This is a genomic window from Halomonas sp. GXIMD04776 (assembly GCF_049808615.1).
Lineage (GTDB): Bacteria > Pseudomonadota > Gammaproteobacteria > Pseudomonadales > Halomonadaceae > Modicisalibacter.
In genome coordinates this window covers 1-23,206 of sequence record NZ_JBNCAN010000033.1, presented here as the reverse complement: position 1 = coordinate 23,206, position 23,206 = coordinate 1, and the positions used below count along the sequence as shown (strand labels likewise).

22 protein-coding genes are annotated in these 23,206 nt (G+C 58.7%); 9 read left to right on the top strand and 13 right to left on the bottom strand.

Annotation, left to right across the window (positions count from 1 at the left end; genetic code table 11):
• Positions 1 to 25 precede the first annotated feature (25 nt).
• Entirely contained in the window at positions 26 to 2,428 is a 2,403-nt protein-coding gene (pheT, locus tag ACPF7Z_RS18005; RefSeq protein ID WP_425194623.1) for a phenylalanine--tRNA ligase subunit beta, read from the top strand.
• A 29-nt stretch (positions 2,429 to 2,457) separates the two neighbouring features.
• Positions 2,458 to 2,778, top strand: coding sequence for an integration host factor subunit alpha (locus ACPF7Z_RS18000; protein ID WP_425194622.1), 321 nt, complete (start codon positions 2,458 to 2,460; stop codon positions 2,776 to 2,778).
• Between the two features lie 116 nt (positions 2,779 to 2,894).
• Here ACPF7Z_RS18000 and ACPF7Z_RS17995 read toward each other — a convergent pair whose 3' ends face one another.
• The gene (locus ACPF7Z_RS17995) at positions 2,895 to 3,104 is read right to left on the bottom strand and encodes a DUF2788 domain-containing protein (protein ID WP_425194621.1); all 210 of its coding nucleotides are present in this window, start codon (positions 3,102 to 3,104) and stop codon (positions 2,895 to 2,897) included.
• A 152-nt stretch (positions 3,105 to 3,256) separates the two neighbouring features.
• On the opposite strand from ACPF7Z_RS17995, the gene ACPF7Z_RS17990 reads away from it, so the two are divergent.
• Both ACPF7Z_RS17990 and ACPF7Z_RS17985 read left to right on the top strand, forming a co-directional pair.
• The gene (locus ACPF7Z_RS17990) at positions 3,257 to 3,718 is read left to right on the top strand and encodes a flavodoxin domain-containing protein (protein ID WP_425194620.1); all 462 of its coding nucleotides are present in this window, start codon (positions 3,257 to 3,259) and stop codon (positions 3,716 to 3,718) included.
• A 45-nt stretch (positions 3,719 to 3,763) separates the two neighbouring features.
• On the top strand, positions 3,764 to 4,135 hold the full coding sequence (locus tag ACPF7Z_RS17985) for a hypothetical protein (RefSeq protein ID WP_425194619.1): 372 nt from the start codon (positions 3,764 to 3,766) through the stop codon (positions 4,133 to 4,135).
• A 28-nt stretch (positions 4,136 to 4,163) separates the two neighbouring features.
• On the opposite strand, the gene ppnN is transcribed toward ACPF7Z_RS17985, so the two are convergent.
• Both ppnN and ACPF7Z_RS17975 read right to left on the bottom strand, forming a co-directional pair.
• Entirely contained in the window at positions 4,164 to 5,528 is a 1,365-nt protein-coding gene (gene ppnN / locus ACPF7Z_RS17980; RefSeq protein ID WP_425194618.1) for a nucleotide 5'-monophosphate nucleosidase PpnN, read from the bottom strand.
• 20 nt (positions 5,529 to 5,548) lie between these two features.
• Entirely contained in the window at positions 5,549 to 5,839 is a 291-nt protein-coding gene (locus ACPF7Z_RS17975; protein WP_425194617.1) for a hypothetical protein, read from the bottom strand.
• Positions 5,840 to 6,086: 247 nt separating this feature from the next.
• Here ACPF7Z_RS17975 and ACPF7Z_RS17970 point away from each other — a divergent pair, with 247 nt between their 5' ends.
• A complete protein-coding gene (locus ACPF7Z_RS17970) occupies positions 6,087 to 7,004 on the top strand; it encodes a LysR family transcriptional regulator (protein ID WP_425194616.1) in 918 nt (305 codons plus the stop codon).
• A gap of 99 nt (positions 7,005 to 7,103) precedes the next feature.
• On the opposite strand, the gene gcvP is transcribed toward ACPF7Z_RS17970, so the two are convergent.
• Both gcvP and gcvH read right to left on the bottom strand, forming a co-directional pair.
• Positions 7,104 to 9,998 (bottom strand): aminomethyl-transferring glycine dehydrogenase, encoded by a 2,895-nt coding sequence (gcvP, locus tag ACPF7Z_RS17965; RefSeq protein ID WP_425194615.1) that lies wholly within the window; start codon positions 9,996 to 9,998, stop codon positions 7,104 to 7,106.
• A 307-nt stretch (positions 9,999 to 10,305) separates the two neighbouring features.
• Positions 10,306 to 10,701 carry a glycine cleavage system protein GcvH gene (gcvH, locus tag ACPF7Z_RS17960; protein WP_425194614.1) on the bottom strand — a complete coding sequence of 132 codons (396 nt, stop codon included), beginning with the start codon at positions 10,699 to 10,701 and terminating at the stop codon, positions 10,306 to 10,308.
• 539 nt (positions 10,702 to 11,240) lie between these two features.
• On the opposite strand from gcvH, the gene ACPF7Z_RS17955 reads away from it, so the two are divergent.
• Positions 11,241 to 12,620 (top strand): alanine/glycine:cation symporter family protein, encoded by a 1,380-nt coding sequence (locus ACPF7Z_RS17955; RefSeq protein ID WP_425194613.1) that lies wholly within the window; start codon positions 11,241 to 11,243, stop codon positions 12,618 to 12,620.
• 38 nt (positions 12,621 to 12,658) lie between these two features.
• The gene (gcvT, locus tag ACPF7Z_RS17950; protein WP_425194612.1) at positions 12,659 to 13,771 is read left to right on the top strand and encodes a glycine cleavage system aminomethyltransferase GcvT; all 1,113 of its coding nucleotides are present in this window, start codon (positions 12,659 to 12,661) and stop codon (positions 13,769 to 13,771) included.
• 118 nt (positions 13,772 to 13,889) lie between these two features.
• On the opposite strand, the gene ACPF7Z_RS17945 is transcribed toward gcvT, so the two are convergent.
• The gene (locus ACPF7Z_RS17945) at positions 13,890 to 14,324 is read right to left on the bottom strand and encodes a DUF488 domain-containing protein (protein WP_425194611.1); all 435 of its coding nucleotides are present in this window, start codon (positions 14,322 to 14,324) and stop codon (positions 13,890 to 13,892) included.
• Positions 14,325 to 14,511: 187 nt separating this feature from the next.
• On the opposite strand from ACPF7Z_RS17945, the gene ACPF7Z_RS17940 reads away from it, so the two are divergent.
• Positions 14,512 to 15,012, top strand: coding sequence for a GreA/GreB family elongation factor (locus ACPF7Z_RS17940; RefSeq protein WP_425194610.1), 501 nt, complete (start codon positions 14,512 to 14,514; stop codon positions 15,010 to 15,012).
• Here ACPF7Z_RS17940 and ACPF7Z_RS17935 read toward each other — a convergent pair whose 3' ends face one another.
• The 7 genes from ACPF7Z_RS17935 to ACPF7Z_RS17905 all read right to left on the bottom strand — a co-directional run bounded on the left by ACPF7Z_RS17935 (position 15,013) and on the right by ACPF7Z_RS17905 (position 22,183).
• Positions 15,013 to 16,041 (bottom strand): dipeptide ABC transporter ATP-binding protein, encoded by a 1,029-nt coding sequence (locus tag ACPF7Z_RS17935; protein WP_425194609.1) that lies wholly within the window; start codon positions 16,039 to 16,041, stop codon positions 15,013 to 15,015.
• A gap of 47 nt (positions 16,042 to 16,088) precedes the next feature.
• Complete coding sequence (locus tag ACPF7Z_RS17930) at positions 16,089 to 17,045, bottom strand: ABC transporter ATP-binding protein (protein WP_425194608.1); 957 nt, start codon at positions 17,043 to 17,045, stop codon at positions 16,089 to 16,091.
• A 16-nt stretch (positions 17,046 to 17,061) separates the two neighbouring features.
• On the bottom strand, positions 17,062 to 17,961 hold the full coding sequence (locus ACPF7Z_RS17925) for an ABC transporter permease subunit (protein ID WP_425194607.1): 900 nt from the start codon (positions 17,959 to 17,961) through the stop codon (positions 17,062 to 17,064).
• 10 nt (positions 17,962 to 17,971) lie between these two features.
• Complete coding sequence (locus ACPF7Z_RS17920; RefSeq protein WP_425194606.1) at positions 17,972 to 18,976, bottom strand: ABC transporter permease subunit; 1,005 nt, start codon at positions 18,974 to 18,976, stop codon at positions 17,972 to 17,974.
• A 105-nt stretch (positions 18,977 to 19,081) separates the two neighbouring features.
• The gene (locus tag ACPF7Z_RS17915; protein ID WP_425194605.1) at positions 19,082 to 20,668 is read right to left on the bottom strand and encodes an ABC transporter substrate-binding protein; all 1,587 of its coding nucleotides are present in this window, start codon (positions 20,666 to 20,668) and stop codon (positions 19,082 to 19,084) included.
• A gap of 108 nt (positions 20,669 to 20,776) precedes the next feature.
• Positions 20,777 to 21,676 (bottom strand): S66 peptidase family protein, encoded by a 900-nt coding sequence (locus tag ACPF7Z_RS17910; protein ID WP_425194604.1) that lies wholly within the window; start codon positions 21,674 to 21,676, stop codon positions 20,777 to 20,779.
• A 42-nt stretch (positions 21,677 to 21,718) separates the two neighbouring features.
• On the bottom strand, positions 21,719 to 22,183 hold the full coding sequence (locus tag ACPF7Z_RS17905) for a flavodoxin family protein (protein ID WP_425194603.1): 465 nt from the start codon (positions 22,181 to 22,183) through the stop codon (positions 21,719 to 21,721).
• Positions 22,184 to 22,725: 542 nt separating this feature from the next.
• Here ACPF7Z_RS17905 and ACPF7Z_RS17900 point away from each other — a divergent pair.
• Entirely contained in the window at positions 22,726 to 23,136 is a 411-nt protein-coding gene (locus ACPF7Z_RS17900) for a hypothetical protein (RefSeq protein ID WP_425194602.1), read from the top strand.
• The last annotated feature ends 70 nt before the right edge of the window (positions 23,137 to 23,206 follow it).

Genomic DNA, 23,206 nt, shown 5'->3' with positions numbered 1-23,206 from the left:
TTCTTGATGGAGGCGGAGATCCAGGATGAAATTTTCCGAACAGTGGCTGCGTGAATGGGTTTCGCCGACACTCTCGACCCAGGAGTTGGCTGATCAGATCACCATGGCCGGTCTCGAAGTGGATGCGGTAGAGGCGGTGGCGGCACGATTCGAGGGTGTCGTGGTGGCGAAAGTCGTTGCCAAGGAGCCGCACCCGGATGCCGATAAACTCAGCGTTTGCCATGTCGATGACGATGCCGGCCATCCGACACAGGTGGTGTGTGGTGCACCCAATGTAGCGGTGGGGCAGAAGGTGCCTTTCGCGCGGGTGGGTGCCATTCTGCCCGGCGATTTCAAGATCAAGAAGGCCAAACTGCGCGGTGTCGAATCCCGGGGCATGATCTGTTCCGCCTCGGAGTTGGGTCTCGAGGAGGACGCCTCGCCAGGCATTCTCGAGTTACCGCTGGATGCTCCGGTCGGTGAGAACCTGCGAGACTGGATGAACCTGGACGACACCACCATTGAGGTCGATCTGACCCCCAATCGCGGTGATTGCCTGAGTGTGAAAGGACTGGCGCGGGAGGTTGGCGTGCTCAATCGCTTGGCATTGAGTGGTCCTGATCTCACCCTTCAGCCGCCGAGCAACGACGATGTGTTCCCAGTGCGGCTCAGCGCGCCGGCGCAGTGCCCACGCTATGTCGGGCGAGTGATCCGTAATGTGGATGTTACGGCGCCTACGCCACTGTGGATGGTCGAGCGACTGCGGCGTGCAGGCGTGCGCTCTATCGATGCGGTGGTTGATATTACCAACTACGTGATGCTCGAACTGGGGCAGCCGCTCCATGCCTTCGACCTGGCGAATCTACAGGAGGCGATCGAGGTTCGCCTAGCTCGGGAAGGGGAGCGCTTGGTGCTGCTCGATGGCCAGGACGTGGCCTTGCGTGAAGGCACGCTGGTTATTGCGGATCGTGACAAGGTGCTCGCCATTGCGGGGGTAATGGGTGGCGAGCATTCCGGTGTCAGCCCGCGCACCCGTGATGTATTCCTCGAATCCGCTTTTTTCGCGCCGCTGGCCATCGCCGGTCAGGCGCGCTCCTATGGGTTGCATACCGATGCGTCGCATCGCTTCGAACGAGGCGTCGATCCCGAACTGCCCCGCCAGGCGGCGGAACGTGCCACGGCGCTGTTGATTCAGATTACCGGGGGAGAACCGGGGCCGGTCAATGAAACCGCGAGCCCCGATCATCTACCTGGTGAACGTCAAGTGCGCCTGCGCGCGTCACGAATCAAACAGTGTCTGAACATCGCGCTGCCGGGTGCGGAGATCGTCGAAATTCTCGAGCGACTCGGTATGCAGGCCAGCCGCGAGGGAGCTGAGATAGCCGAAGGGGATGACGCCTGGCAAGTCGGGGTGCCGAGCTGGCGCTTCGATGTCGCGATCGAAGAGGACCTGATCGAAGAGTTGGCGCGCATTCACGGCTACAACCGATTGCCGGTGCGTCGTCCGGCGGCGCGTCTCGGTCTCGTTGCCGATGAGGAGCGTCGCCAGCCTCTGACTCGTCTGCGTCGACAGTTGGTGGCGCGAGGCTATCAGGAAGCCATCAGCTACAGTTTCGTGGCGCCGGAATTGCAAGCGCTGCTGGCGCCCGGTGAGCCAGCGCCACGCTTGGCCAATCCGATTTCCAGCGATATGGCCGTCATGCGCGCGAGCCTGTTCCCTGGCCTCGTCAAGGCATTGATGTATAACTTGAATCGTCAGCAATCACGTATTCGGCTATTCGAAACCGGGTTGGTGTTCCGTGGCGAACTCGACAGTGTCGAACAGACCACCATGTTGGGTGGATTGATTTGTGGCCCGCGGGATCCCGAGGGGTGGGCCGCCCGTCGCGAGAGTGTGGATTTCTTCGATCTCAAGGGCGATGTCGAAAGCCTGTTGGAGGTGGGCAGCAATCATGCCGCCTGGCGTTTCGAGCCGGCAGAGCATCCGGCGTTGCATCCGGGGCAGACCGCCCGTTTGACCTATCAAGGTGAGGCGGCAGGTTGGCTCGGAGCACTACATCCCGCGATACGCGCCGAGCTGGGTATCAAGCCCGAGGTGTTCGTCTTCGAGGTGCGCCTCGATGCCTTGACTCAAGGACGTCTGCCGACTTTCAGGGCGTTGTCGCGTTATCCCGAAGTCCGCCGTGATCTGGCCCTGGTGGTCGATGAAGGGGTGCCGGTACAGGCGCTGCTCGATAGCTTGCGTGAACAGGCCGGCGAATGGCTGGTCGGACTGCATCTGTTTGATGTCTATCAGGGGGCCGGCGTTGTTGAGGGCAAGAAGAGTGTCGCCTTGGGCTTGACCTGGCAACATCCTTCGCGCACGCTTAATGACGAAGAAATCAATCAGTTAATTGATTCGATCGTCATCGAGTCCCGCCAGCGCTTTGGCGCCGAGCTGCGAGGCTGAACGTCGACATCCTGAGTGAGGGCACGGTTATGGGGGCATTGACTAAGGCGGAGTTGGCAGAGCATCTGCACAGTGAGCTGGGTTTCTCGAAACGTGAGGCCAAAACGATGGTGGAAGCATTCTTCGAAGAAATTCGTGGCTGCCTGCGCGAAAACGAACAAGTAAAACTGTCCGGTTTTGGTAATTTCGATTTGAGAGACAAGGGGGAGCGCCCTGGACGCAACCCCAAGACCGGTGAAGAGATCCCTATTTCCGCGCGACGAGTGGTCACGTTCAGGCCCGGTCAGAAGCTCAAGGCCCAGGTCGAGAGTTACGAAGGTGAGAAAACGCTTCTGGACACGGGTGCCTAAAAGGCTGAACACCTGACAGCTAGCGCATTCGAAAAGCGCAACGAGACCGGCTCCATGGGCCGGTCTCTGTCATTCAAGTCAGGGACAGCCCGGCAGATTAGGCCCTGTGCACGCTCCTATAGCGTTCCTCCCCTCTCGAGTAACTCGGTGATCACGGTCTTGAGCACGAATCCCAGCATTCCCGCTCCCAGTACGATGAACAGCATGATGGTGCCGAATTTGCCCGCCTTGGACTTGCGCGCAAGGTCCCAAATGATGAAGCACATGAACAGTATGAGGCCGCCGATCATCAGCGGTGTGATCCAGGCTTCGAATGCTCTCTCCATGATGTCCTCCGTGCAGTGGGGCGACTAGTATACCTGCCCGATCACTACCGCGCATGTGAGCCAGTTCCGGTGCCTTCGTTACCGGCAAGCGCGTGAGTGGGGGTGCCTTTACGTGCTAATATTCCAGTAAATTTCTCAAGCAAACGTACGTAATGCCTACCCTCAAGATTTTTGTCGCCACCATGTATGGCGGCGCTCTGGATGTTGCCGAGCAGGTCAAGCCATTGTTCGAGGAGTGCGGTTATGAGGTGACCATCCACGAGCAGCCGACGTTAGAAGACTTGATCGAGCCTCCGCCTGATTTGACGCTGTTTTGCGTCTCGACAACCGGCAGTGGTGACTACCCGGGGAATTTTGCGGCCCTGGCCGGCGCCATTGCCGAGAAGGGACCGGATCTTGCGCGACTGCGTTACGGACTGATCGCCCTCGGGGATAGCTCCTATGGCGAGACGTTCTGTGGCGCAGGGCGCGCACTTGACAAACTGCTTCAAGAGCATGGCGCCGAACGCCTTGGAGAGCGCCTGGAGGTAGATGCCATGGAGACCTTCATGGCGGATGATGAGGCAGTGCCCTGGGTCGAAGCGTGGATCGAGGAGCAGGAGTTGAGAACCTGAACCTTCAAGAACATAGAATACTGCTACAGCAGGAGTAATGTCAGCATGGCGGCTTCGATGACCCCCGAACGGCTCAGTGTGATGATCGGTGTGCTTGTCGCGATCCTGGCGACGCTGCCCCGTTACCTGGTTTATGGACATCAGGAGCGCCTCATCCTGATCCTGATGGCGTTCGTCGCCATTGCGGCAGTGATCATCTTTACCTGGCGCCGGCTGCCCTCAGAAGCACGGCAACCTGTACCCAGGCTGCTTGGCCGGCTGGCAGCCATGGTGCTGCTTGGCATGGCGTTGGTCGTGCTGTGGCAAGTGTTCACCAGCGGCGTGAATGGACTCCTGCTGCTGTCGCACGGGGCCACGCTGGGACTTTTGCTTCATGCCCTGGCCATGGGCGTGCAACAGCGTAACGCCTGGTATTGATGCAGGTCATGGCCAGAGCAGGGTGCGATCATTCCAGGGTATAGCAGGGCACATAATGGCTGCCGGGAAGCTTCATCCGCGCCTGGGCCACAAACGATGTCAGCAGGTCGTCCAGGCGTGCCATGAGCTCAGGCTCGGCGTGTAAGCGAAAAGGACCATGGGCCTCGATGGTGCGAATGCCGGGCTCCTTGACGTTACCGCTGACGATGCCGGAGAACGCGCGTCGCAGGTTGGCGGCCAACTCGTGGACGGGGTGTTCCCGATGTAGTGCCAATGCCGCCATGGCCTCATGAGTGGCTTCAAAGGGGTGCTGGAAGTCCGCCTCGACGTTGAGTCGCCAGTTGAAATAGAACGCATCCTCGTGGGTGCGCCGGAATGCGGTGACCTCCTCGATGCCTTCCCGCATGGCCCGCGCCACGGCAATCGGATCGTCGATGATGATGCGATAGCGTTTGCGTGCTTCGTCACCCAGGGTATAGGCCAGAAACTCATCGATGCGCTGAAAATATTCGGCGCTGCTGCGGGGGCCGGTGAAAATGATCGGGAAGGGGGTATTGGCATTGCTCGGATGCAACAGAATACCCAGCAGGTAGAGAATTTCCTCGGCAGTGCCGACCCCGCCGGGAAAGATGATGATGCCATGGCCGACCCGAATGAACGCCTCCAGACGCTTTTCGATGTCGGGCATGACAACAAGCTCGTTGACAATGGGGTTGGGTGACTCCGCGGCGATGATTCCGGGTTCGGAAATGCCCAGATAGCGACCTCGCTTACGGCGCTGCTTGGCATGCGCCACATTGGCGCCTTTCATCGGTCCTTTCATCGCCCCCGGGCCGCAGCCGGTACAAATATCCAGGTCGCGTAGACCGAGTTGATAGCCGACGCCCTTGGAATAATCGTATTCTTCACGAGAAATCGAGTGGCCACCCCAACACACCACTAGACTCGGCTCCCGGGAAGAATCCAGGGTGCCGGCGTTGCGCAGGATGTGAAAGACCGCGTTCGTGATGCTCTCGCTAGAGGTAAGATCGAAACGCGGATGTTGCTGTATCTCGTTGAATACGTAGACGATGTCTCTCAGCACGGAGGAAAGGTGCTCACGAATGCCGCGGATCATGCGCCCATCGACGAACGCCTCTGCGGGGGCATTGGTCAATTTGAGGCGAATCCCCCGATCCTGCTGCAGCACTTCGATATCGAAGTCATGATAAGTCTGCATGACCGCCAGGCCGTCATCGGTTGGGTTGCCGCAATTGAGTACGGCCAGCGCACAGCGCCTGAGTATGTCATGTAGGCCATTGGCGGAAGTATCGCGCAGTCGGTTCACTTCATGTTGAGAAAGAACCTCCAGGCTGCCTTCGGGGGTGGTCGTTGCGGATAGCGTTTCTGTCATCTTGGTGTCCATGAGGAGCATCAGGCAGCACGGGTGCTGGCGCGCGCCTGTGCCCATAGTTGGGCGATGCGGGTACGATCGTATTCGCTCATGCCATCTTCCGCGAATGTCGATTCGAGCCACTGCCAATAGGTGACATCGAAGTCTTCGGCGTCGACGGCGTTCGCGTCGTAATCGGCCATTTCCAGCACCAGGCCAATCTGCGGAATCATGTAGCCGACGGCGAAAAGATCATCTTCCGCGGCATCGTTTTCCATGACAAGCAATGTGCGATGAAGTGCCTGCGCACGATCGGCGAAGGGATCTGACATGATAATTGCGGCTCTTTTGACGGTAGGTTGGATGTCTATTGAATAAAGGCTGCACGCAGTGAATGCTAACATGCCCGCGGGCGGCTCGCAGCGCTGCGCCACGACGAATTGTTTGATAAGCTTTATCCGGCAGGGCGGTTCGCTGAGAAAACGACTGACTCGATGCTATATCGGTTATCCGCTGCAATCACCCCGAAAGCGGGCCAGGCTCAGCGATCGAATCAGTCTCGAATGGAGGTGTTCTGCCATGTTCAATGCCCAGTATTTCCGCACCTTCATTACGCTGGTGGAAACCGGTAGCTTTACCGTTACCGCGCAGCGTCTGGAAATGACTCAGCCGGGAGTTAGCCAGCATATCCGCAAACTGGAAGACTATCTCGGCAAGCCACTGCTCAACCGTCACGGTCGTCGCTTTACCCTCACCGAGGCGGGTCGGCGGGCTTACGATTACGCGATCAAGCTGTTCGTCGAGCACGAGTATTTCCGTCATTCGCTGGACAATGATTCCCTCGACTCCGGTGACTGCCGGGTCGCCTCACCGACGAGTGTGGGGTTGATGTTCTACCCGTTTCTACTGGGGTATCAGCAAACGAATCCTGGCCTGACGGTCAGCTATCACTTTGCCTTCAATCGCGACATCGTTCAGGGCGTGTTGGATGGTCGTTACGATCTGGGGATCGCCGCTGAGGTAACCAAGCATCCGGAATTGGCCTATACGCCTTGGTATCAGGAGCCCTTGTGTCTGCTCACACCGGCGGATTTTACCGGATCGACCCTGAGTGAACTGGCGGCACTGGGCTTTATCGATTATTCCGGCGCCAGCGATAATGCGAGTCAGCTATTGCGTGCCAATTTCGGCGATGAATTTCGTTCAATGAACCATGTGCCCAAGCAGGGCTTCACCAATGAAGTGAGCATGGTGCTGGATGCGGTGGCAAGAGGCTTGGGATTCACGGTGGTGTCCCGGCTGGTGCTTGAAACATCCCCTTGGCAGCGTCAGGTCAAGGAGTTGGTAATGACCAATCCGGTCTATGAAACACTGCATGTGATCACGCTGATCGATACCGATCCTCCCAAGCGCTATGCCCAGCTACTCGACGATTTCCGCCAGCAGCGTCGCAACACGCTGTATGCGTTTTCCGAAGAGCCATGTTTTGATAGTTGAGCGCTACGTCCGATCGCTTGCAGTGCCAAACCCCCTGAACCAAAACCCCCTGGGCCGAGGCTGCAGGGGGTCAATGGCAGGCGCTGATGGGATCAGGTCTCAGTCGCGGTAGTTGTCGATGCTCGGGCACGAACAGATCAACTGCCGGTCGCCATGGACATTATCGACTCGATTGACCGCCGGCCAATACTTGGCCGCTTGAACGTGCTCAGAGGGGAAGGCGCCCAGTTTGCGTGAGTAGGGTCGCTCCCAGCTTTCATCCATGAGGTCGGCCATGGTGTGCGGCGCGTTCACCAGAGGATTGTCCTCCGCCGGCCATTCACCTTTCTCGACGCGTTTGATCTCCTTGCGGATGGCGATCATGGCATCGCAGAAACGATCGATCTCATAACGCGATTCCGACTCGGTAGGCTCGATCATCAGAGTGCCCGGTACCGGGAAGGACATGGTCGGGGCATGGAAGCCATAATCCATCAGGCGCTTGGCGATGTCTTCCTCGCTGATCCCCGAGGCCTGCTTGAGCGGGCGAATATCGATGATGCACTCGTGAGCCACGGTGCCATTGATGCCCTGATACAGCACCGGATAGTGCTCTTCGAGGCGTCTGGCGATGTAATTGGCATTGATGATGGCAAGCTCGGTGGCTTCGCGGAGCCCGCGGGCACCCATCATCTTGATATAGGCCCAGGAGATCGGCAGGATCGAGGCGCTGCCGAAAGCCGTTGCCGCCACCGCGCCACACTCTTCCCGGACTCCGGCAATCGGTGTCACCACATGATTGGAGACGAAGGGGGCAAGATGCGCCTTGACGCCGATCGGCCCCATGCCCGGTCCGCCACCTCCATGGGGAATGCAGAAGGTCTTGTGCAGGTTGAGATGTGAAACGTCGCCGCCGAAATCACCGGGACGGCACAGCCCGACCTGGGCATTCATGTTGGCGCCGTCGATGTACACCTGGCCGCCATGTTTGTGCACGATATCGCAAACCTCGCGCACGTCTTCCTCGAACACGCCATGGGTCGAGGGATAGGTGATCATGGTGGCGGACAGGGTGTCGCTGTATTGCTCCGCCTTGCTGCGAAGATCTTCAAGATCGATGTTGCCGTCCTTGTCGCATTCGACCACGACCACCTTCATTTGGGCCATGGCGGCGGAGGCTGGATTGGTACCGTGAGCGGAGCTTGGAATCAGGCAGATGTTGCGGTGGCCTTGCCCTTGGTCAGCTTGATAGCGCCGAATGGCCAACAGGCCGGCGTATTCGCCCTGAGCACCGGAATTGGGCTGCATGGAAATATGATCATAGCCGGTGATCTCGACCAGAAATGCCGATAGCTCATCGATCATCTGCTTGTAACCCACCGCCTGCTCCGCCGGCACGAAAGGGTGGATGTTGGCGAATTCGGGCCAGGTGATGGGGACCATCTCGCTAGTGGCGTTGAGCTTCATGGTGCAAGAACCCAGCGGTATCATGGCATGAGTCAGAGACAGGTCGCGATTTTCAAGACGCTTGAGGTAGCGCAGCATCTCGGTCTCGCTGCGATAGCGCTTGAAGGTCGGATGCGTCAGGTAGTCGCTTTCACGAAAATAGTGATTCGGGATGCCGGTGGTGCCCGCCGCCACGATCTCGTCGTCGAGCGCGCTGACCGAGAGATCGTGTTCTTCGTCGAGCAGCACATCGAAGAGCATGGCGACATCCGCCGCCGTGGTGGTCTCGTCCAGGCTGATGCCGATGCGACCATCCTTGTGCATGCGCAAGTTGATTTCGTGGGTCAGGGCACGACCGTGGATCTTGCCGGCATCGGCACCGACCAGGGTCAGGGTGTCGAACCAGCTGTCGTGAGCGAGTTCCAACCCCTTGCGTGTGAGCCCCTCAGCGAGAATCGTGGTCAGGCGATGGATGCGCGTGGCAATGGTGCGCAGACCCTCGGCACCATGATAGACCGCGTAGAAGCCGGCCATGTTGGCCAGCAGCGCCTGGGCGGTGCAGATGTTGGAGGTGGCCTTCTCGCGGCGAATATGCTGCTCCCGGGTCTGCATGGCCATGCGCAGGGCGAGCTGGCCACGGCTGTCCTTCGAGACACCGATGATGCGACCGGGGATGGAGCGCTTGTGCTTGTCCGACGTGGCGAAGAAGGCGGCGTGAGGGCCGCCATACCCCATCGGCACACCGAAACGCTGGGAGTTGCCCAGCACGATATCGGCCCCTAGTGTGCCCGGCTCCTTGAGCAGGGCCAAGCTCATCAGATCCGCAGCCACACAGGCCATTGCACCTTGACGATGAGCCTTCTCGATCAGGGGGGCCAGATCGTGTACGCGCCCGGTTTCGCCGGGATACTGGAACAGTGCACCGAAGGTCTCGTGTTCTGCGACATTCTCGGCGCTATCGATGACCAGCTCGAAACCGAAATAGTCGGCCCGGGTACGCAGGACATCGATGGTCTGAGGCAACACGTCATCGGCGACGAAGAACCGATTCGATTTGGTCTTCTTGTTGGCGCGTCGACAAAGCGCCATGGCCTCGGCGGCAGCAGTCGCTTCGTCGAGCAGCGAGGCGTTGGCCAGATCCATCCCGGTCAGATCCATGACCATCTGCTGAAAATTGAGCAGTCCCTCGAGACGTCCTTGGGAAATTTCCGGCTGATAGGGCGTATAGGCGGTATACCAGCCCGGATTTTCGAGCACGTTACGTGCAATCACAGCCGGGGTGTGGGTACCGTAATACCCCTGACCGATATAGGTCTTGAACACCTTGTTCTGACGCGCCAGGCGCTTGAGATAGTCGAGGGACTCGGCTTCGCCCCGCGGGGTGTCCAGGTTGAGCTCGCGATTCAGGCGTATGCCGGCCGGAACGGTCTTGTCGATCAGGGCTTGAGGGGTATCGATGTCGAGTATTTCAAGCATCCGGGCGACATCGTCGCTATCCGGTCCATTATGGCGGTGAACGAAAGCATCGTGGCTTGCAAGCTCGGCGAGCCGGCGTGGATCTTTGGCCATGGAACACCTATTTAGTTGGCGGGTCGGTCAGAGGGTGTTTACAAAATGCCTGCACTTGGCAATACAGTGTTGAAATTATCCTGGTGCGCCAGCCCGGGCAAAATGCTCATTTACTCCACGTGAACTGCGCTTTTTCGTTTAATTTCGCTCTGTGACCTACATGGATGTAGGAAATGCGTTAGCCTGCCTGGAGCGGGCTTCGCCCTTGCCTTCGTTCGCCTATTTTGTAAATACCCTCTCAGGTCGAGTAAAAATACGCAGTGCGATTACCCTAGTGGAACGGGGCTGGGTCGCCCCGTCGGGTAGATCAGTCTTCTTCAGCCTCGGCGTGCCGCGTGTAGGCATCGGCGTCAAGTAGATCATCCAGTGCATCACCATCGGTGAGCTTGAGCTTGACGATCCAGCCGCCTTCGTAAGGCGCTTCGTTGATGGTTTCCGGTGCGTCCTCGAGACTCTCATTGATCTCGACCACTTCGCCGGCTAGCGGCGCATAAAGATCCGACGCGGCCTTGACCGATTCGATGACGCCAAATTCATCACCGTGGTCGAGTGCGCGGCCCACTTCCGGAAGTTCGACGAACACCACATCGCCCAGTGCCTGCTGGGCATGATCGGTAATGCCGATGGTGACGGTGCCGTCGCCATTGTCCTGGACCCATTCGTGGCTTTCTGTGTAGCGCAGGTTCGCGGGAATGGAACTCATATTTTTTCCTATAAGAAAAGGTTTTCTATACTGGGGAATCGTACCGTTATTACACCGGATTGACGAGCCCCTGCCTGCTTACAATCCTACATTTGCTGTGCTCAGTTTGTCGCACGGACCCTGACCCCCGAAGTAAGAGTGGCCGAGTTCATGTCATTCGTCCAGCCGGGACATGACTAGTGAAGGTATCCCGTGTCTGCAGCGCGCTCAACCGGGGGCGCTATCGACTCCGGCATCACTTGAAACCACACAACGCCACTGCGTTGGCCAGGGAGGCTGCAGCGATAGCATGTTTCTTATTGGAAACATGTTTCATGTTTGGTCATTCGCGAGACAAGGCGCGAGATGCTTGATCGGCTGCCATGCATTTCGCGACACTCTTTTTTTATCGGAGTGTATATTTTCCTATACCGAACTGGTGGAAGGCTAGTGGTATCCGCTAAGGTAAGCGGGTTCGAGCATCGTCATTGCTGCAGCGCCTCCGGCTTGTAGCTGTTCGAGGACGGTGCATAACAAGAATATGTCTGGAGAAATACTCTATGGAAACCTTGACAGGAATTTTTACAGCGGTCGAAAACGTGGTATGGGGGCCGTTGATGCTGGTCCTGTTGCTGGGGGTCGGGCTCTACCTTCAGCTGGGCTTGAAATTGTTGCCGATTCGCAAGCTCGGCATGGGGTTCAGCCTGCTATGGAAAGGGCGGGTTACCCAAAAGGGGGAAGAAGGTGAAGGGGAGGTGTCGCCCTTCAATGCCCTGATGACATCGCTGTCGGCGACCATCGGCACCGGTAATATCGCAGGCGTGGCTACTGCCATCTTCTTGGGGGGGCCGGGCGCCGTCTTCTGGATGTGGATTACCGCGCTGGTGGGGATGGCGACCAAGTTCTCCGAGGCAGTGCTGGCGGTGCGTTACCGTGAAGTCAATCAGGCCGGCGATCACGTCGGTGGTCCGATGTATTACATCCGCAATGGTCTGGGCAAGAAGTGGGCCTGGATGGGCGGTGCCTTTGCCTTCTTCGGCGCGGTGGCTTCCTTTGGCATCGGCAACACCGTGCAGTCCAATTCAGTGGCCGACGGGCTCAATCAGTCCTTGGGACTGCCCTACTGGATAACCGGGCTGGTGATCATGGTGCTGGCGGGCGCGGTGATCCTGGGGGGGATTCGGCGTATCGCCAAGGTGGCGGGCAAGCTGGTTCCCATCATGGCGATTGCCTACATCACCGCCGGCATTGTGGTCTTGATTATCAACGCCGAACAGATCGGTGCCGCTTTCGGCATGATCTTTACCCATGCCTTCACGCCGATCTCCGCCGCAGGCGGTTTCGCCGGTGCAGCAGTGGCCAAGGCCATTCAGTTCGGGGTGGCGCGAGGTGTGTTCTCCAACGAGGCGGGGCTTGGCAGTGCGCCCATCGCCCATGCCGCGGCACAGACCAAGGACCCGGTGCGTCAGGGGTTGGTCGCCATGCTGGGCACCTTCATCGATACCATCGTGGTGTGTTCGATCACGGCGCTTGCCATTCTCACCTCGACCCATTGGACCGGGGGAGAAACCGGGGCTGCGCTGACCACGATGGCTTTCAATGAGTCCTTGCCGGGAGTTGGTCAGTACATCGTGTCCTTTGCCCTGGCGGTGTTCGCCTTTACGACCATCCTGGGTTGGGCCTTCTATGGCGAGAAATGCTTTGAATTTCTGTTCGGGGTGGGCTCGATCAAGGTTTACCGCGTCGTCTACATTCTGGCGATCATGCTGGGGGCGATCGCACCACTCAATTTCGTCTGGCTGATGGCCAGTGTCTTCAACGCCTTGATGGCGATTCCCAATCTGATCGCCCTGGCGCTGCTGTCGCCGGTGGTTTTCAGCTTGACCAAGCGCTATTTTGCCGGTGAGACGATATTGCCGGGTGAGGATCTGAAACGCTAACAGGCGTATTCGATAATTCGTACTGGTGGAGGGACTCAATGGACGAACTCAACAAGACCCCGTTATACGACCTGCATGTCGAACTGGGGGGCAAGATGGTCGAATTTGCCGGTTACAGCATGCCGGTTCAGTATCCCCTGGGGGTCAAGAAGGAGCACGAGCATACCCGTGCCGCCTGTGGCCTGTTCGATGTTTCGCACATGGGTCAGGTCAGCGTCAGTGGGCCCGCGCCGGCGAAGGCACTGGAAACCCTGGTGTGTGCCGACATCGTTGGCTTGCCGGTCGGCATGCAGCGTTATGCGCTTTTCACCAATGACGAGGGCGGTATCATCGACGATCTGATGGTCGCCAACGCCGGGGATCATCTCTTCCTGGTGGTCAATGCCGCCTGTAAGGCTCAGGACATCGCTCACCTGCGAACCGGACTTGGCAGCGATCATCAGGTTGAGGAACTCGAGCGGGGGTTACTGGCGCTGCAAGGACCCCAGGCGTCGAACGTCATGACGCGCCTGTGTCCCGATGCCTGTGAACTGGTGTTCATGCAACATGGTGTCTTCGACATGGGAGGCACCGAGGTCTGGATCAGTCGCAGCGGCTATACTGGTGAGGATGGCTTCGAGATCTCGATCCCCGCTGCTCAGACGGACGCCATTGCGCGACGGCTGTTGCAGGAACCCGAGGTCGAGGCCATCGGTCTTGGTGCTCGGGACTCCCTGCGTCTGGAAGCGGGATTGTGCCTCTATGGGCACGATATCGACCAATCCACGACACCGGTCGAGGCGGGGCTGATCTGGGCGGTAGGTAAACCGCGGCGTCGAGGCGGCGAGCGCGAAGCCGGCTTTCTCGGAGCGGATATGATCCTGCATCAGATCCAGGCCAAGGATCATCGGCGCAAGCGCGTTGGCCTGCTGGGCGAAGGGCGCGCACCGGTGCGTGAGGGGGCCGAGCTCTATAGCGATGACGATCGTCATATTGGCGTGGTCACTTCGGGAGGCTTCGGTCCCAGTGTCGGCAAGCCCGTAGCACTGGGGTATGTCAATGTCGATGATGCCGATATCGGCAAAGGGGTCTATGCCGAGGTGCGTGGCAAGCGGTTGCCCATGACGATCAGCAAGACGCCATTCGTGAGGCCGGGTTACCACCGCGGTTGATATAAATTATACCGTTATCTTGATTTGCCAACCGCCTCTTTTGAGGCGGTTTTTATGCGCGCCATATTCGGCGCGCAATGCTTGGCTGGCGCTATTTCTGGGAGCCTATTGAGATAGATTACTTAGGTTGCTCTGAGAACTGTTCGGCATAGCAGGGGGGCGAACTGAGCCCTGGACCGTCGGCGTCAATATCCTCTTGGCCCAAGGCCTCGAGAATGGCATCGCGCAGGATGGGAAGGTGCGATTGATCGAGGTTGCGGGCGCCACTGAGAAGCGTGAGTCGACCCTCGCGACACCAGCGCATCAACGGCACCAGACAATCCTTGGCATCGGCCATCTCCCAGCGGTAGCGACGGATGAACACGGCATGGCTGATCTCACCTTGTTGCCACTGACGCCGCAGAATGTTGGAGGGTGACGCATCGCGATACCAATCGGTCAGCGACAGGGCGTCGCGACGCTTGCCTCGAGGCCATAGCCGATCCACCAGCACCCGCGCACCATCTTCCGGATCGGCTTCACTATAGATTCGCTTGAGGCGGATATCGTGCATGCTGCTGTCCTCATCTGACGCTTGCGCTTCTTGGATATTGTTGCTTGTCGTGGGCCTGTCGACCTGTCGTGTAAGAGCCCTACGGCAAAATGCATTCGGGGTTTAAGATACCACTATAGTAAAGCGATGCGAGCATACTTATCGGTATTGCGATAAATCTTTTGGACCATGACAGGGGTAACATTTCATGAGCCGCGCTTTCGTCAAGGAAGATAGCGACGCCCCGGACACCTTGCCGGAGCGCGCTGTCAGTTCACTACCCAATTATATGACTCCGACTGGTCATCGTGCTCTGCAGCAGTGGCGTGCCGATTTGATCGCCGAACGGGATGCCTTGCAAGGTGGCAACTTGCAGGCCCAGTCGCGCATCCCGATGCTGGAGCGTGACATTCGCTACTGCCAGACACGTTTGCAATCGGCCCAGGTCGTCGAGCCGCGAGACGAAGCGCCGCAGAAAGCGATCTTCGGCTGTCGGGTCAGCTTCATCGATGATGAGGATAGAGCCTACCAATACCGAATCGTCGGCGAGGACGAGGCGCTGAACCGCCATGATGATAAGAGTGAGCCCGTGATCAGTTGGGCCTCACCCCTTGGTCGGGCACTGCTGGGGTGCGAAGAGGGCGAGGTGACGACCTGGCCGAAACCCAGCGGCGATATCGAGATCGAAATCACCGCCATCGCGCCCTGATCAGATTGCTTCATCCTTCTCTACATGAATGCAGGCGACCTTGACTCGAGGATTGATCGCCTCCAGAGGAGGGTCGCCCTGAGTGCATTCCTCGGTGGCCATGAAACAGCGCGGCGCGAAGGGGCAGCCCGGAGGTGGGGCCAGCGGCGAGGGTGGCTCGCCCTTGAGCTTGACGCGCTCCTTGCGATGATTGGGATCGGCCACCGGTGTTGCGGAGAAGAGTGCCTGGGTATAAGGATGGCGCGGCTTGGTGAACACCTCAGAGGCGGGTCCGGTCTCCACCGGCTGTCCGAAGTACATGACGATCACATCGTCGGCGATGCGCCGCACCACCGAGAGATCGTGGGAAATGAACACGTAGGCGAGACCGAACTCGTCCTGTAGATCGCTCAACAGGTTCAATACCTGGGCCTGGATCGACAGATCGAGCGCCGACACCGGCTCGTCGAGCACCAGGATCTTGGGATTGAGCATCAGCGCCCGAGCGATGGCGATACGCTGGCGCTGACCCCCGGAGAACATGTGAGGATAACGGTCGGCGTGTTCCGGGCGCAGGCCGACCCGATCGATCATCTCCAGGGCCTTCTGTCGTCGCTGCTCGGCGCTTACCTCGGGTCGATTGAGCTTGAGCGGCTCTTCGAGCATGGTCGCCACGGTCTTGCGCGGATTCAGCGAGCCATAGGGGTTCTGGAAGATGATCTGCACCTCGCGGCGTAGTTCCCGAGGCGGTGGCTCGCCCTCCTTGAGTTCCACGCGCTGGCCATTGATAGTCAATTGTCCACTGGTGGGCGGCTCGATCATGGTCAGCACCCGGGCCAGGGTCGACTTGCCGCAGCCCGACTCGCCGACCACGGCCAGGGTCTGGCCGGGATAGAGATCGAAACTGGCTTCGTTGAGCGCCTTGACCACCGCCGGGGCAGCGAAGGGACTGGTCTTGACGTGGTAATAACGCGTCAAGTTGACGGCATGGATCAGGGCGTCGCCGCGCGTTGCGGTATTCTTGTCGGTGTCGGTTTCTTGGCTTTGCATGATGGCCTTCGGGTGCTCTCGCACAGGGTATTTTTACAAAGGATGCCTTACAAGGGATAGTGACACAGCGTCTGCGCCGGATCGTCAGCAGCGGGGCATGGCTCCACCTCCCGGCAATGATCCGTGGCGTAGCGACAGCGCGGGTTGAACAGGCAGCCGCTGGGGCGATTGTGCTGACCCGGCACCACGCCAGGAATCGTCGGTAGGCGGTCCTGATCCCCGGCACGTTCCGGCAGGGCCGAGAGCAGCGCCTCGGTGTAGGGATGCCGGGGATGGGCGAACAACGCCTTCACGTCCTGACGTTCGACCTGGCGTCCGGCATATTGAACGATCACCTGTTGCGCCGTTTCCGCGACCACCCCCATGTCGTGGGTGATCAGGATCAACGCCATGTCGTGCTCTTGCTGTAGTTCCAACAACAGATCGAGTATCTGGGCCTGGATGGTCACATCGAGAGCGGTGGTGGGCTCGTCGGCGATCAAGAGGCGCGGGTTGCAGGAGATCGCCATGGCGATCATTACCCGCTGGCTCATGCCGCCGGATAGCTGATGCGGGTAGGCGCCGATACGTTTGCGTGGATCGGGAATGCCCACCTGGGCCAGCAGGTCCAGGGCACGCTCCTTGCGCTCCTTGCGGGAACCGCCGCGATGCTGCTTGAGCATTTCGTCGATCTGGGTGCCGACGGTGAAGCAGGGATTGAGGCTGCTCATCGGTTCCTGAAAGATCATCGACATCTCGCCGCCAACGATCTGACGTCGCTGACGGGAGCTCAGCTGGCGCAGTTCCTGGCCGTCGAAGAGCATCTTCTCGGCGGTGACCTGGGCCGTCCAGGGCAGCAAACCCATGGTCGCCAGCATCGAGACCGACTTGCCCGATCCTGATTCGCCGACGATCGCGAGCACCTCGCCCTTGTCGATGGTGATATTGGCGTTTTCGACCGCCGGGAACAGGCCGCTGGTGGTGCGAAAGTTCACGTCCAGCCCTGTGATTTCCAGTAGTGCCATGGGTTTCTCGTCGCTCTTAGGATTGCTTCATCTTGGGGTCCAAGGCATCTCGTAGGCCGTCGCCCATCAGGTTGATCATCAGCACCGTCAGCAGGATCACCAGGCCGGGGAAGGTCACCGCCCAGTAGGCGCTGCCCATGAACTCCCGCGCGTTGGCCAGCATGGCGCCCCATTCCGGGGTCGGGGGCTGCACGCCCATGCCCAGAAAGCCCAGCGCAGCGATGTCCAGGATGGCGGTGGAAAACGACAGCGTGGCCTGCACGATCAAGGGGGCCATGCAGTTGGGCAGCAGGGTGTTGAACATCAGCCGGGTATGGCTGGCGCCGGCCAGACGACTGGCGGTGACGTATTCACGATCCTTTTCGCTCATCACCGCGGCCCGTGTCAGGCGCACGAAATAGGGCAGCTGCACCACGGCGATGGCGATCATCGCACTGGTCAGGCCCGGGCTCAGCACGGCGACCAGCCCCAGCGCCAGGAGCAGACTGGGAAAGGCCAGCACCACGTCCATGGCCCGGGTAATCAAGGTTTCGATCCAGCCACGAAAATAGCCGGCCAGCAGGCCGAGGAAGATGCCCACGGCCATCGACAGCACCACCACCATGGCGCTGATGAACAGCGAATAGCGGGCGCCGAAGATCAATCGCGACAGGATATCGCGGCCGACGGCATCGGTGCCGAGGATATAATTCCAGGTACCCTCCGCATGCCAGACCGGCGGCACCAGGAAGGCTTCGCGATTCTGCAGGGCTGGATCGTGGGGCGCCACCCAGGGCGCCAGCAGGGCGACGACGAGAATCGTGACGATGAAGATCAGGCCTACCAGGGCGCCACGACTGGCGCTGAAGTAGCCCCAGAATTCGGCAAGCTGGTAGCGAAACGTGCCTGGGGCTGAAGCGGTGGTTGAAGTGCTCATGCCAGGCTCCCTAGTAGCGGATGCGTGGGTTGATGACGCCGTAGGCGACATCCACCAGCAGATTGACGATCATGACGATGAAGGCGATCAGTACCAGGCCGCCCTGAACGGCGGGGTAATCGCGCCGCGAGATGGCATCGATCATCCACTTGCCGATGCCCGGCCAGGAGAAGATCGTCTCGGTGAGGATGGCCCCGGCCAGCAGCAGCCCGACCTGCAGGCCGATGACCGTGACCACGGTGATCAAGGCATTGCGCAGGGTATGCACCATGATCACCCGGAAGTTCGAGAGCCCCTTGGCCCGGGCGGTACGGACATAGTCCTCGCCGAGTACCTCGAGCATCGACGAGCGGGTCTGTCGCGCGATCACCGCCATGGGGATGGTGCCCAGCACGATGGCCGGCAAGACCAGGTGATGCAGCGCCGAGAGGAAGGCGTCCCAGTTGCCGGCCAGGAGGGTGTCGATGGTCATGAAGCCGGTGACCGAGTCGATGAAATAGAGAAAGGAGATGCGCCCCGAGACCGGTGTCCAGCCCAAGGTGCTGGAAAAGAACATGATCAGCAAAAGCCCCCACCAGAAGATCGGCATGGAGTAGCCGGTCAGGCTGATGCCCATGACGGTATGGTCGATGGTGGTGCCCCGTCGCGTGGCGGCGATGACTCCGGCGGGCAGGCCGATGAGAATGGCGAACAGCAGGGCGAACAGAGAGAGTTCCACGGTAGCCGGGAAACGGTTCATGAACTCGTCCATTACCGGGGTGTGGGTGACCAATGAGGTGCCCAGGTTGCCCTGAAGAAGATTGCCGAGAAAATCGAAATACTGAATGAACGGCGAGCGATCGAAGCCGAGTTGCGTCTCGAGCTGGGCGTAGCGCTCCTCGGAGATGCCGCGCTCGCCGGCCATCAACAGAATAGGGTCGCCAGGCAGCAGGCGGATGAAGGCGAAGGCAACGATGGTGACGCCGATGAAGGTCGGTATCAACTGTGCCAGTTTGACAAGAATAAATTTGAACATGAGGTCGTATGTCGATTAGGTCGAACGACGAAAAGCCGGGTCGAGCGACGAATAGGTAAGCCGGGCGGTCGTCACGACCGCCCGGCCTTCAGCACGCTGGTCGGGTTACTTGAGGTCCACGCCTTCGAAGTTATGACCGCCCAAAGGGTCGATCGTGTAGCCGGTGACCTCTTGGCGCAGCGGCATGAACACCGTGGAGTGGGCCAGGGTGTTCCAGGGCGCCTGCTCCTTGAAGATGGCCTGGGCCTCCTTGTAGAGTTCCGCGCGCTCGGATTGATCGGTCAGGGTCTTGGCCTCCATGATCAGCTCGTTGAAGGGCTCGTAACACCACTGGGCGCGGTTGGCGCCGCCGACCCCATCGCAGCCCAGCAGTACGGCGAGGAAGTTGTCCGGGTCGCCGTTATCGCCGGTCCAGCCGAGGATGACCGCGCCGTCGCGATCGGTATTCGAGGAGCGCTTGAGATATTCACCCCACTCGTAGGTGACGATCTCGGCGTCCACGCCGACCTTGGCCAGATCCGCCTGCATCAGTTCGGCGGTGCGGCGAGCGTTGGGCATGTAGGGGCGCTGCACCGGCATCGCCCAGATGTTCATCTCCAGGTCCTCGACCCCGGCGTCTTTCAGCATCTGCTCGGCCTTTTCCGGATCGTAGGGATCGTCCTCGATGGCTTCGTTATAGCCCCACATGGTGGGCGGGATGGGGTTCTTGGCCACCTGCCCCGCGCCTTGGAACACCCCCTTGATGATCGCTTCCTTGTTGACCGCCATGTTCAGGGCCTTGCGCACCTGGGGATCGTTGAAGGGTTCCTGCTGGGTGTTGTAGGCAAAATAGGCGACGTTCAGTCCGGGCTCCTGAAGCACCTGAATACTCTCGTTCTGCTTCATCTCCTCGATATCCGAGGGATTGGGGTAGGGCATGACGTGGCATTCGCCGGCGCGCAGCTTCTGGTAGCGCACCTGGGCGTCCGAGGTGATGGCGAACACCAGGTCGTCCAGGGGCTGCTGGCCGCGAAAATAGTCCGGGTTGGCGGCATAACGAATCGCCGCGTCTTCGCGATAGTTGACGAACTGGAAGGGACCGGTGCCGATGGGCTGCTGATTGACCCTCTCCGGCGTGCCCGCCTCGAGCATCTTGTCACCGTACTCCTTGGACTGGATCGAAGCGAAGTCCATCGCCAGGTTGGCCAGGAAAGGTGCCTCGGGGCGAGTGAGCTCGAACCGTACCGTGTGCTCATCAACCTTGACGATGTTCTTGATCAACTCGGACATCGACATGGCGTTGAAGTATTCATAGCTGCCGTTGTTGTGCTGATAATAGCCGTTGTCCTCGTTCATCTGGCGCTCGAAGGAGTAGATGACGTCATCGGCATTCAGCGGTCGGCTGGGGGTGAAGTAGTCGGTGCTGTGGAACTGAACGTCGTCGCGCAGATTGAAGGTGATCTCCGTGCCGTCCTCCGATACTTCCCAACTTTCGGCGATGCCAGGGCGCAGCTCGGTGGTGCCAGGCTTGAATTCGACCAAGCGATTGTAGATCGGCTTGCTGGAGGCATCGAAAGTGGTGCCGGCGGTATAGAGCGAGGGATCGAAGCCTTCCGGCGAACCCTCGGAGCAATACACCAGGGTCTTGGCCATGGCTGGGGTCGTTCCGAGCGCAAAGGCAGCGATTCCGGCTGCCAGCAGCGTTTTTTTCATTGTTTCTCTCCTGCAGAGTGCGTAAGAAATTGGCACAGCCCAAGATCGAACGAGATATTAACGCTGCGCCATGGCGGTAGTTTGCGGGTCCAACGAGCGTTTGATCAACTAACCCCTTAGTTCAAGATGCCCATTGGCGATACGCCCTTGCGTTCCATATCGCCAGGGGCGGTTATGCAACCCATGGCCTATCGGTAGGCCGCTGAACAGCGGCAGTGATAGAGGATGAAGCACGTCGGCGAAGATCGTTTCGAGGGACGTGTCCCCATAGGGAGAGCATCCCTCGAAGGTGCCAAGACAAACCGCGCCGGCCTTATCGAAAGCGCCGGAATGAACCAACTGCCACAGGGCGCGTTCGAGGCGGTAGTAGGGTTCGCCGACATCCTCGAGAATTACTAAAGCGCCGGGCGGTGCCTTGAATTGCACCGGTGTTCCGGCGACGCAGGCCAACGTCATCAGGTTGCCGCCCACCACTGGTCCTTCGAGGTTGTTTTCTTGGGAAGAAGCACCACCAGACTCATATCGTTTCAAGGTAAATGCAGCGGGTGTCTCACCTTCAAGCAATCCCATCAGCTCTTGAATCTGGCGTTGGGCGACGTGACGTTGCTCCTGCGAGTCGTGTTGCATCAGGGCCGCTTCTTTCATTACCGGGCCGTGTATCGCCGGCAAGCCCTGCCGATAGCATTGATCGAGCAGCACGCTGATATCGGAATAGCCGATCAAGGGTTTGGCGGAGGACAATCGCGCCCAGTCGATGTGTTCGATCAGTTGAGCGCAGCCGTAGCCGCCTCGCACCGCCCAGACCGCCTGAGTATCGGGATCGGCGTAGGCAGCGTAAAGGCCCTCCAGGCGATGCGTCACGTTGCCCGCCAGATAACGTTCGGGTGATTGCAGCGCGGTGGGTATTCGGGCCTCGATGCCCAGCGTCTTGAGCGCGACCAAGGCGGCATCGATGGTTCTTGGGTCCGTGTAAGAAGCAGGGGCGACGATGCTGATGGAGAGCGACATGCAGGAAACTCTAAAGTAATGAATTGAATTTGCTTTAAGCTGTCAGATCATGCCGCTCTCAAGCGCAGCAGCCATGGTCAGGCCCAGTGCCTCGACCTCATCGGCGAAGCCGTCCTGCCACTCGCCTTGCAATATCAGCGGCTCCTGCACCCAGCGCCAGCGCAGGCCGGTGACGATGCCTTCCACCGCACGGCGCGTGCCTGTGCCATCGCGGCCCGCGCGTATGTAAAGCGCGCAGGGCAGCCCCTGTTTTTCTTCCAGCACCGGATAGTAGCTGCGGTCGAAAAAGTCCTTTAGGGCGCCGCTCATATAGCCCAGGTTCTCGGTAGTCCCCAGCAGGATGGCATCACAGCCCAGCACGTCGTCCGGCACCGCCTCCAGGGGGGCTTTCACTATTGGCTCGACGCCTTCGATATCGGGATGACGCGCTCCGCGTTCTGCGGCCTCGCGTAGCTTGAGGGTGTTGGGTGAGGGAGCATGGGCCACGATTAGCAGTCGTTTGATCATGGTCGGTCGAAGCCAAAACAGGAGAAAACAACACGGCAATGGAATTAGTCCATCTAATCTCATTGTCGAATCAGTTTGTCACGATATTCGTCACTTTGCAGCAAAAGGCTGACTGGTGCCCTGAGGCGATAAGGGAGATGCAGCAAGCCGCGGTACATTCACTAAGCATTGGCGTGCTTCTCAAAAAGGAGGTTTATTAGGAAATTGGTAGACATAAATTTGCAACAAAAAACAAGCAGCACTTGCAACTTGCAGGGTTGATTATTTTTGTAACTTTATGTTAAAAACATATTGTTTCATAAAACGAAACCCTCACTGTGGCAGATTAACGTGAGAACATCGTGAAATGTATGAAGGCGTGGCTGTGTCGTGATAGTGAAGATGAGTTATGGCATCAACAATGAAAAATGCAATGAGTTTTTTCAGTGCGGTGATTTTTTCAGCGGGTGATGAAGTAGGCGAAAGTTATGTGAAGCACCATTTTGAATGCATGCAACCATTTGTTATTTGCATGATTCCTATCTCCGGGGGAGGTAGGAATCATGCTGTTTAAGCCCGCTAAAGAGCTGATAAAATATTCTTTATATAGTGTAGGCATTGAAGTCAGGAGAAAGGTGGATGAAGAACTATTTGATCTTACGCAGGCAGACTGCTCCCATCCTCTTGAGGCAGTTTATAGGTCCAATGGAAAGACATGTCTCATCAAAGTTCCATTGAGCCGTATAGTTACCTTCAATTACAGTGCTTTTTCATTAAGAAGAGATGGAGGGCATCCATTCATAAGAACGTTGAATGAGTACGAGAATAACAGTGACATGACTGCGGGGAATTCGCCCCTGCGACATTATTACGGGCTTTATCAGCCAAAGAATGCAAGTGAATTGATGGATATTAGTTATCCTAGCCCGGATATTGCACCAGACATGCAAAAAGCGGCTGAAAATCGGTTATAATTCAAGCTCCTATACAAGAACCAACCGACTCAGCCGCCATGACAAAATGTACCACGCCGACCGCCGCCTT

Bases quoted from the DNA above. Each gene is read 5' to 3' on its own strand.
- ACPF7Z_RS17925 (WP_425194607.1), bottom strand. From the start codon at position 17,961: ATGAGCACTTCAACCACCGCTTCAGCCCCAGGCACGTTTCGCTACCAG.
- ACPF7Z_RS17900 (WP_425194602.1), top strand. From the start codon at position 22,726: ATGCTGTTTAAGCCCGCTAAAGAGCTGATAAAATATTCTTTATATAGT.
- ACPF7Z_RS17955 (WP_425194613.1), top strand. From the start codon at position 11,241: ATGGAAACCTTGACAGGAATTTTTACAGCGGTCGAAAACGTGGTATGG.
- ACPF7Z_RS17940 (WP_425194610.1), top strand. From the start codon at position 14,512: ATGAGCCGCGCTTTCGTCAAGGAAGATAGCGACGCCCCGGACACCTTG.
- ACPF7Z_RS17945 (WP_425194611.1), bottom strand. From the start codon at position 14,324: ATGCACGATATCCGCCTCAAGCGAATCTATAGTGAAGCCGATCCGGAA.
- ACPF7Z_RS17910 (WP_425194604.1), bottom strand. From the start codon at position 21,676: ATGTCGCTCTCCATCAGCATCGTCGCCCCTGCTTCTTACACGGACCCA.
- ACPF7Z_RS17915 (WP_425194605.1), bottom strand. From the start codon at position 20,668: ATGAAAAAAACGCTGCTGGCAGCCGGAATCGCTGCCTTTGCGCTCGGA.
- ACPF7Z_RS17975 (WP_425194617.1), bottom strand. From the start codon at position 5,839: ATGTCAGATCCCTTCGCCGATCGTGCGCAGGCACTTCATCGCACATTG.
- ppnN (WP_425194618.1), bottom strand. From the start codon at position 5,528: ATGACAGAAACGCTATCCGCAACGACCACCCCCGAAGGCAGCCTGGAG.
- ACPF7Z_RS17920 (WP_425194606.1), bottom strand. From the start codon at position 18,976: ATGTTCAAATTTATTCTTGTCAAACTGGCACAGTTGATACCGACCTTC.
- gcvH (WP_425194614.1), bottom strand. From the start codon at position 10,701: ATGAGTTCCATTCCCGCGAACCTGCGCTACACAGAAAGCCACGAATGG.
- ACPF7Z_RS18000 (WP_425194622.1), top strand. From the start codon at position 2,458: ATGGGGGCATTGACTAAGGCGGAGTTGGCAGAGCATCTGCACAGTGAG.
- ACPF7Z_RS17970 (WP_425194616.1), top strand. From the start codon at position 6,087: ATGTTCAATGCCCAGTATTTCCGCACCTTCATTACGCTGGTGGAAACC.
- gcvT (WP_425194612.1), top strand. From the start codon at position 12,659: ATGGACGAACTCAACAAGACCCCGTTATACGACCTGCATGTCGAACTG.
- gcvP (WP_425194615.1), bottom strand. From the start codon at position 9,998: ATGGCCAAAGATCCACGCCGGCTCGCCGAGCTTGCAAGCCACGATGCT.
- ACPF7Z_RS17995 (WP_425194621.1), bottom strand. From the start codon at position 3,104: ATGGAGAGAGCATTCGAAGCCTGGATCACACCGCTGATGATCGGCGGC.
- ACPF7Z_RS17935 (WP_425194609.1), bottom strand. From the start codon at position 16,041: ATGCAAAGCCAAGAAACCGACACCGACAAGAATACCGCAACGCGCGGC.
- pheT (WP_425194623.1), top strand. From the start codon at position 26: ATGAAATTTTCCGAACAGTGGCTGCGTGAATGGGTTTCGCCGACACTC.
- ACPF7Z_RS17930 (WP_425194608.1), bottom strand. From the start codon at position 17,045: ATGGCACTACTGGAAATCACAGGGCTGGACGTGAACTTTCGCACCACC.
- ACPF7Z_RS17985 (WP_425194619.1), top strand. From the start codon at position 3,764: ATGGCGGCTTCGATGACCCCCGAACGGCTCAGTGTGATGATCGGTGTG.
- ACPF7Z_RS17905 (WP_425194603.1), bottom strand. From the start codon at position 22,183: ATGATCAAACGACTGCTAATCGTGGCCCATGCTCCCTCACCCAACACC.
- ACPF7Z_RS17990 (WP_425194620.1), top strand. From the start codon at position 3,257: ATGCCTACCCTCAAGATTTTTGTCGCCACCATGTATGGCGGCGCTCTG.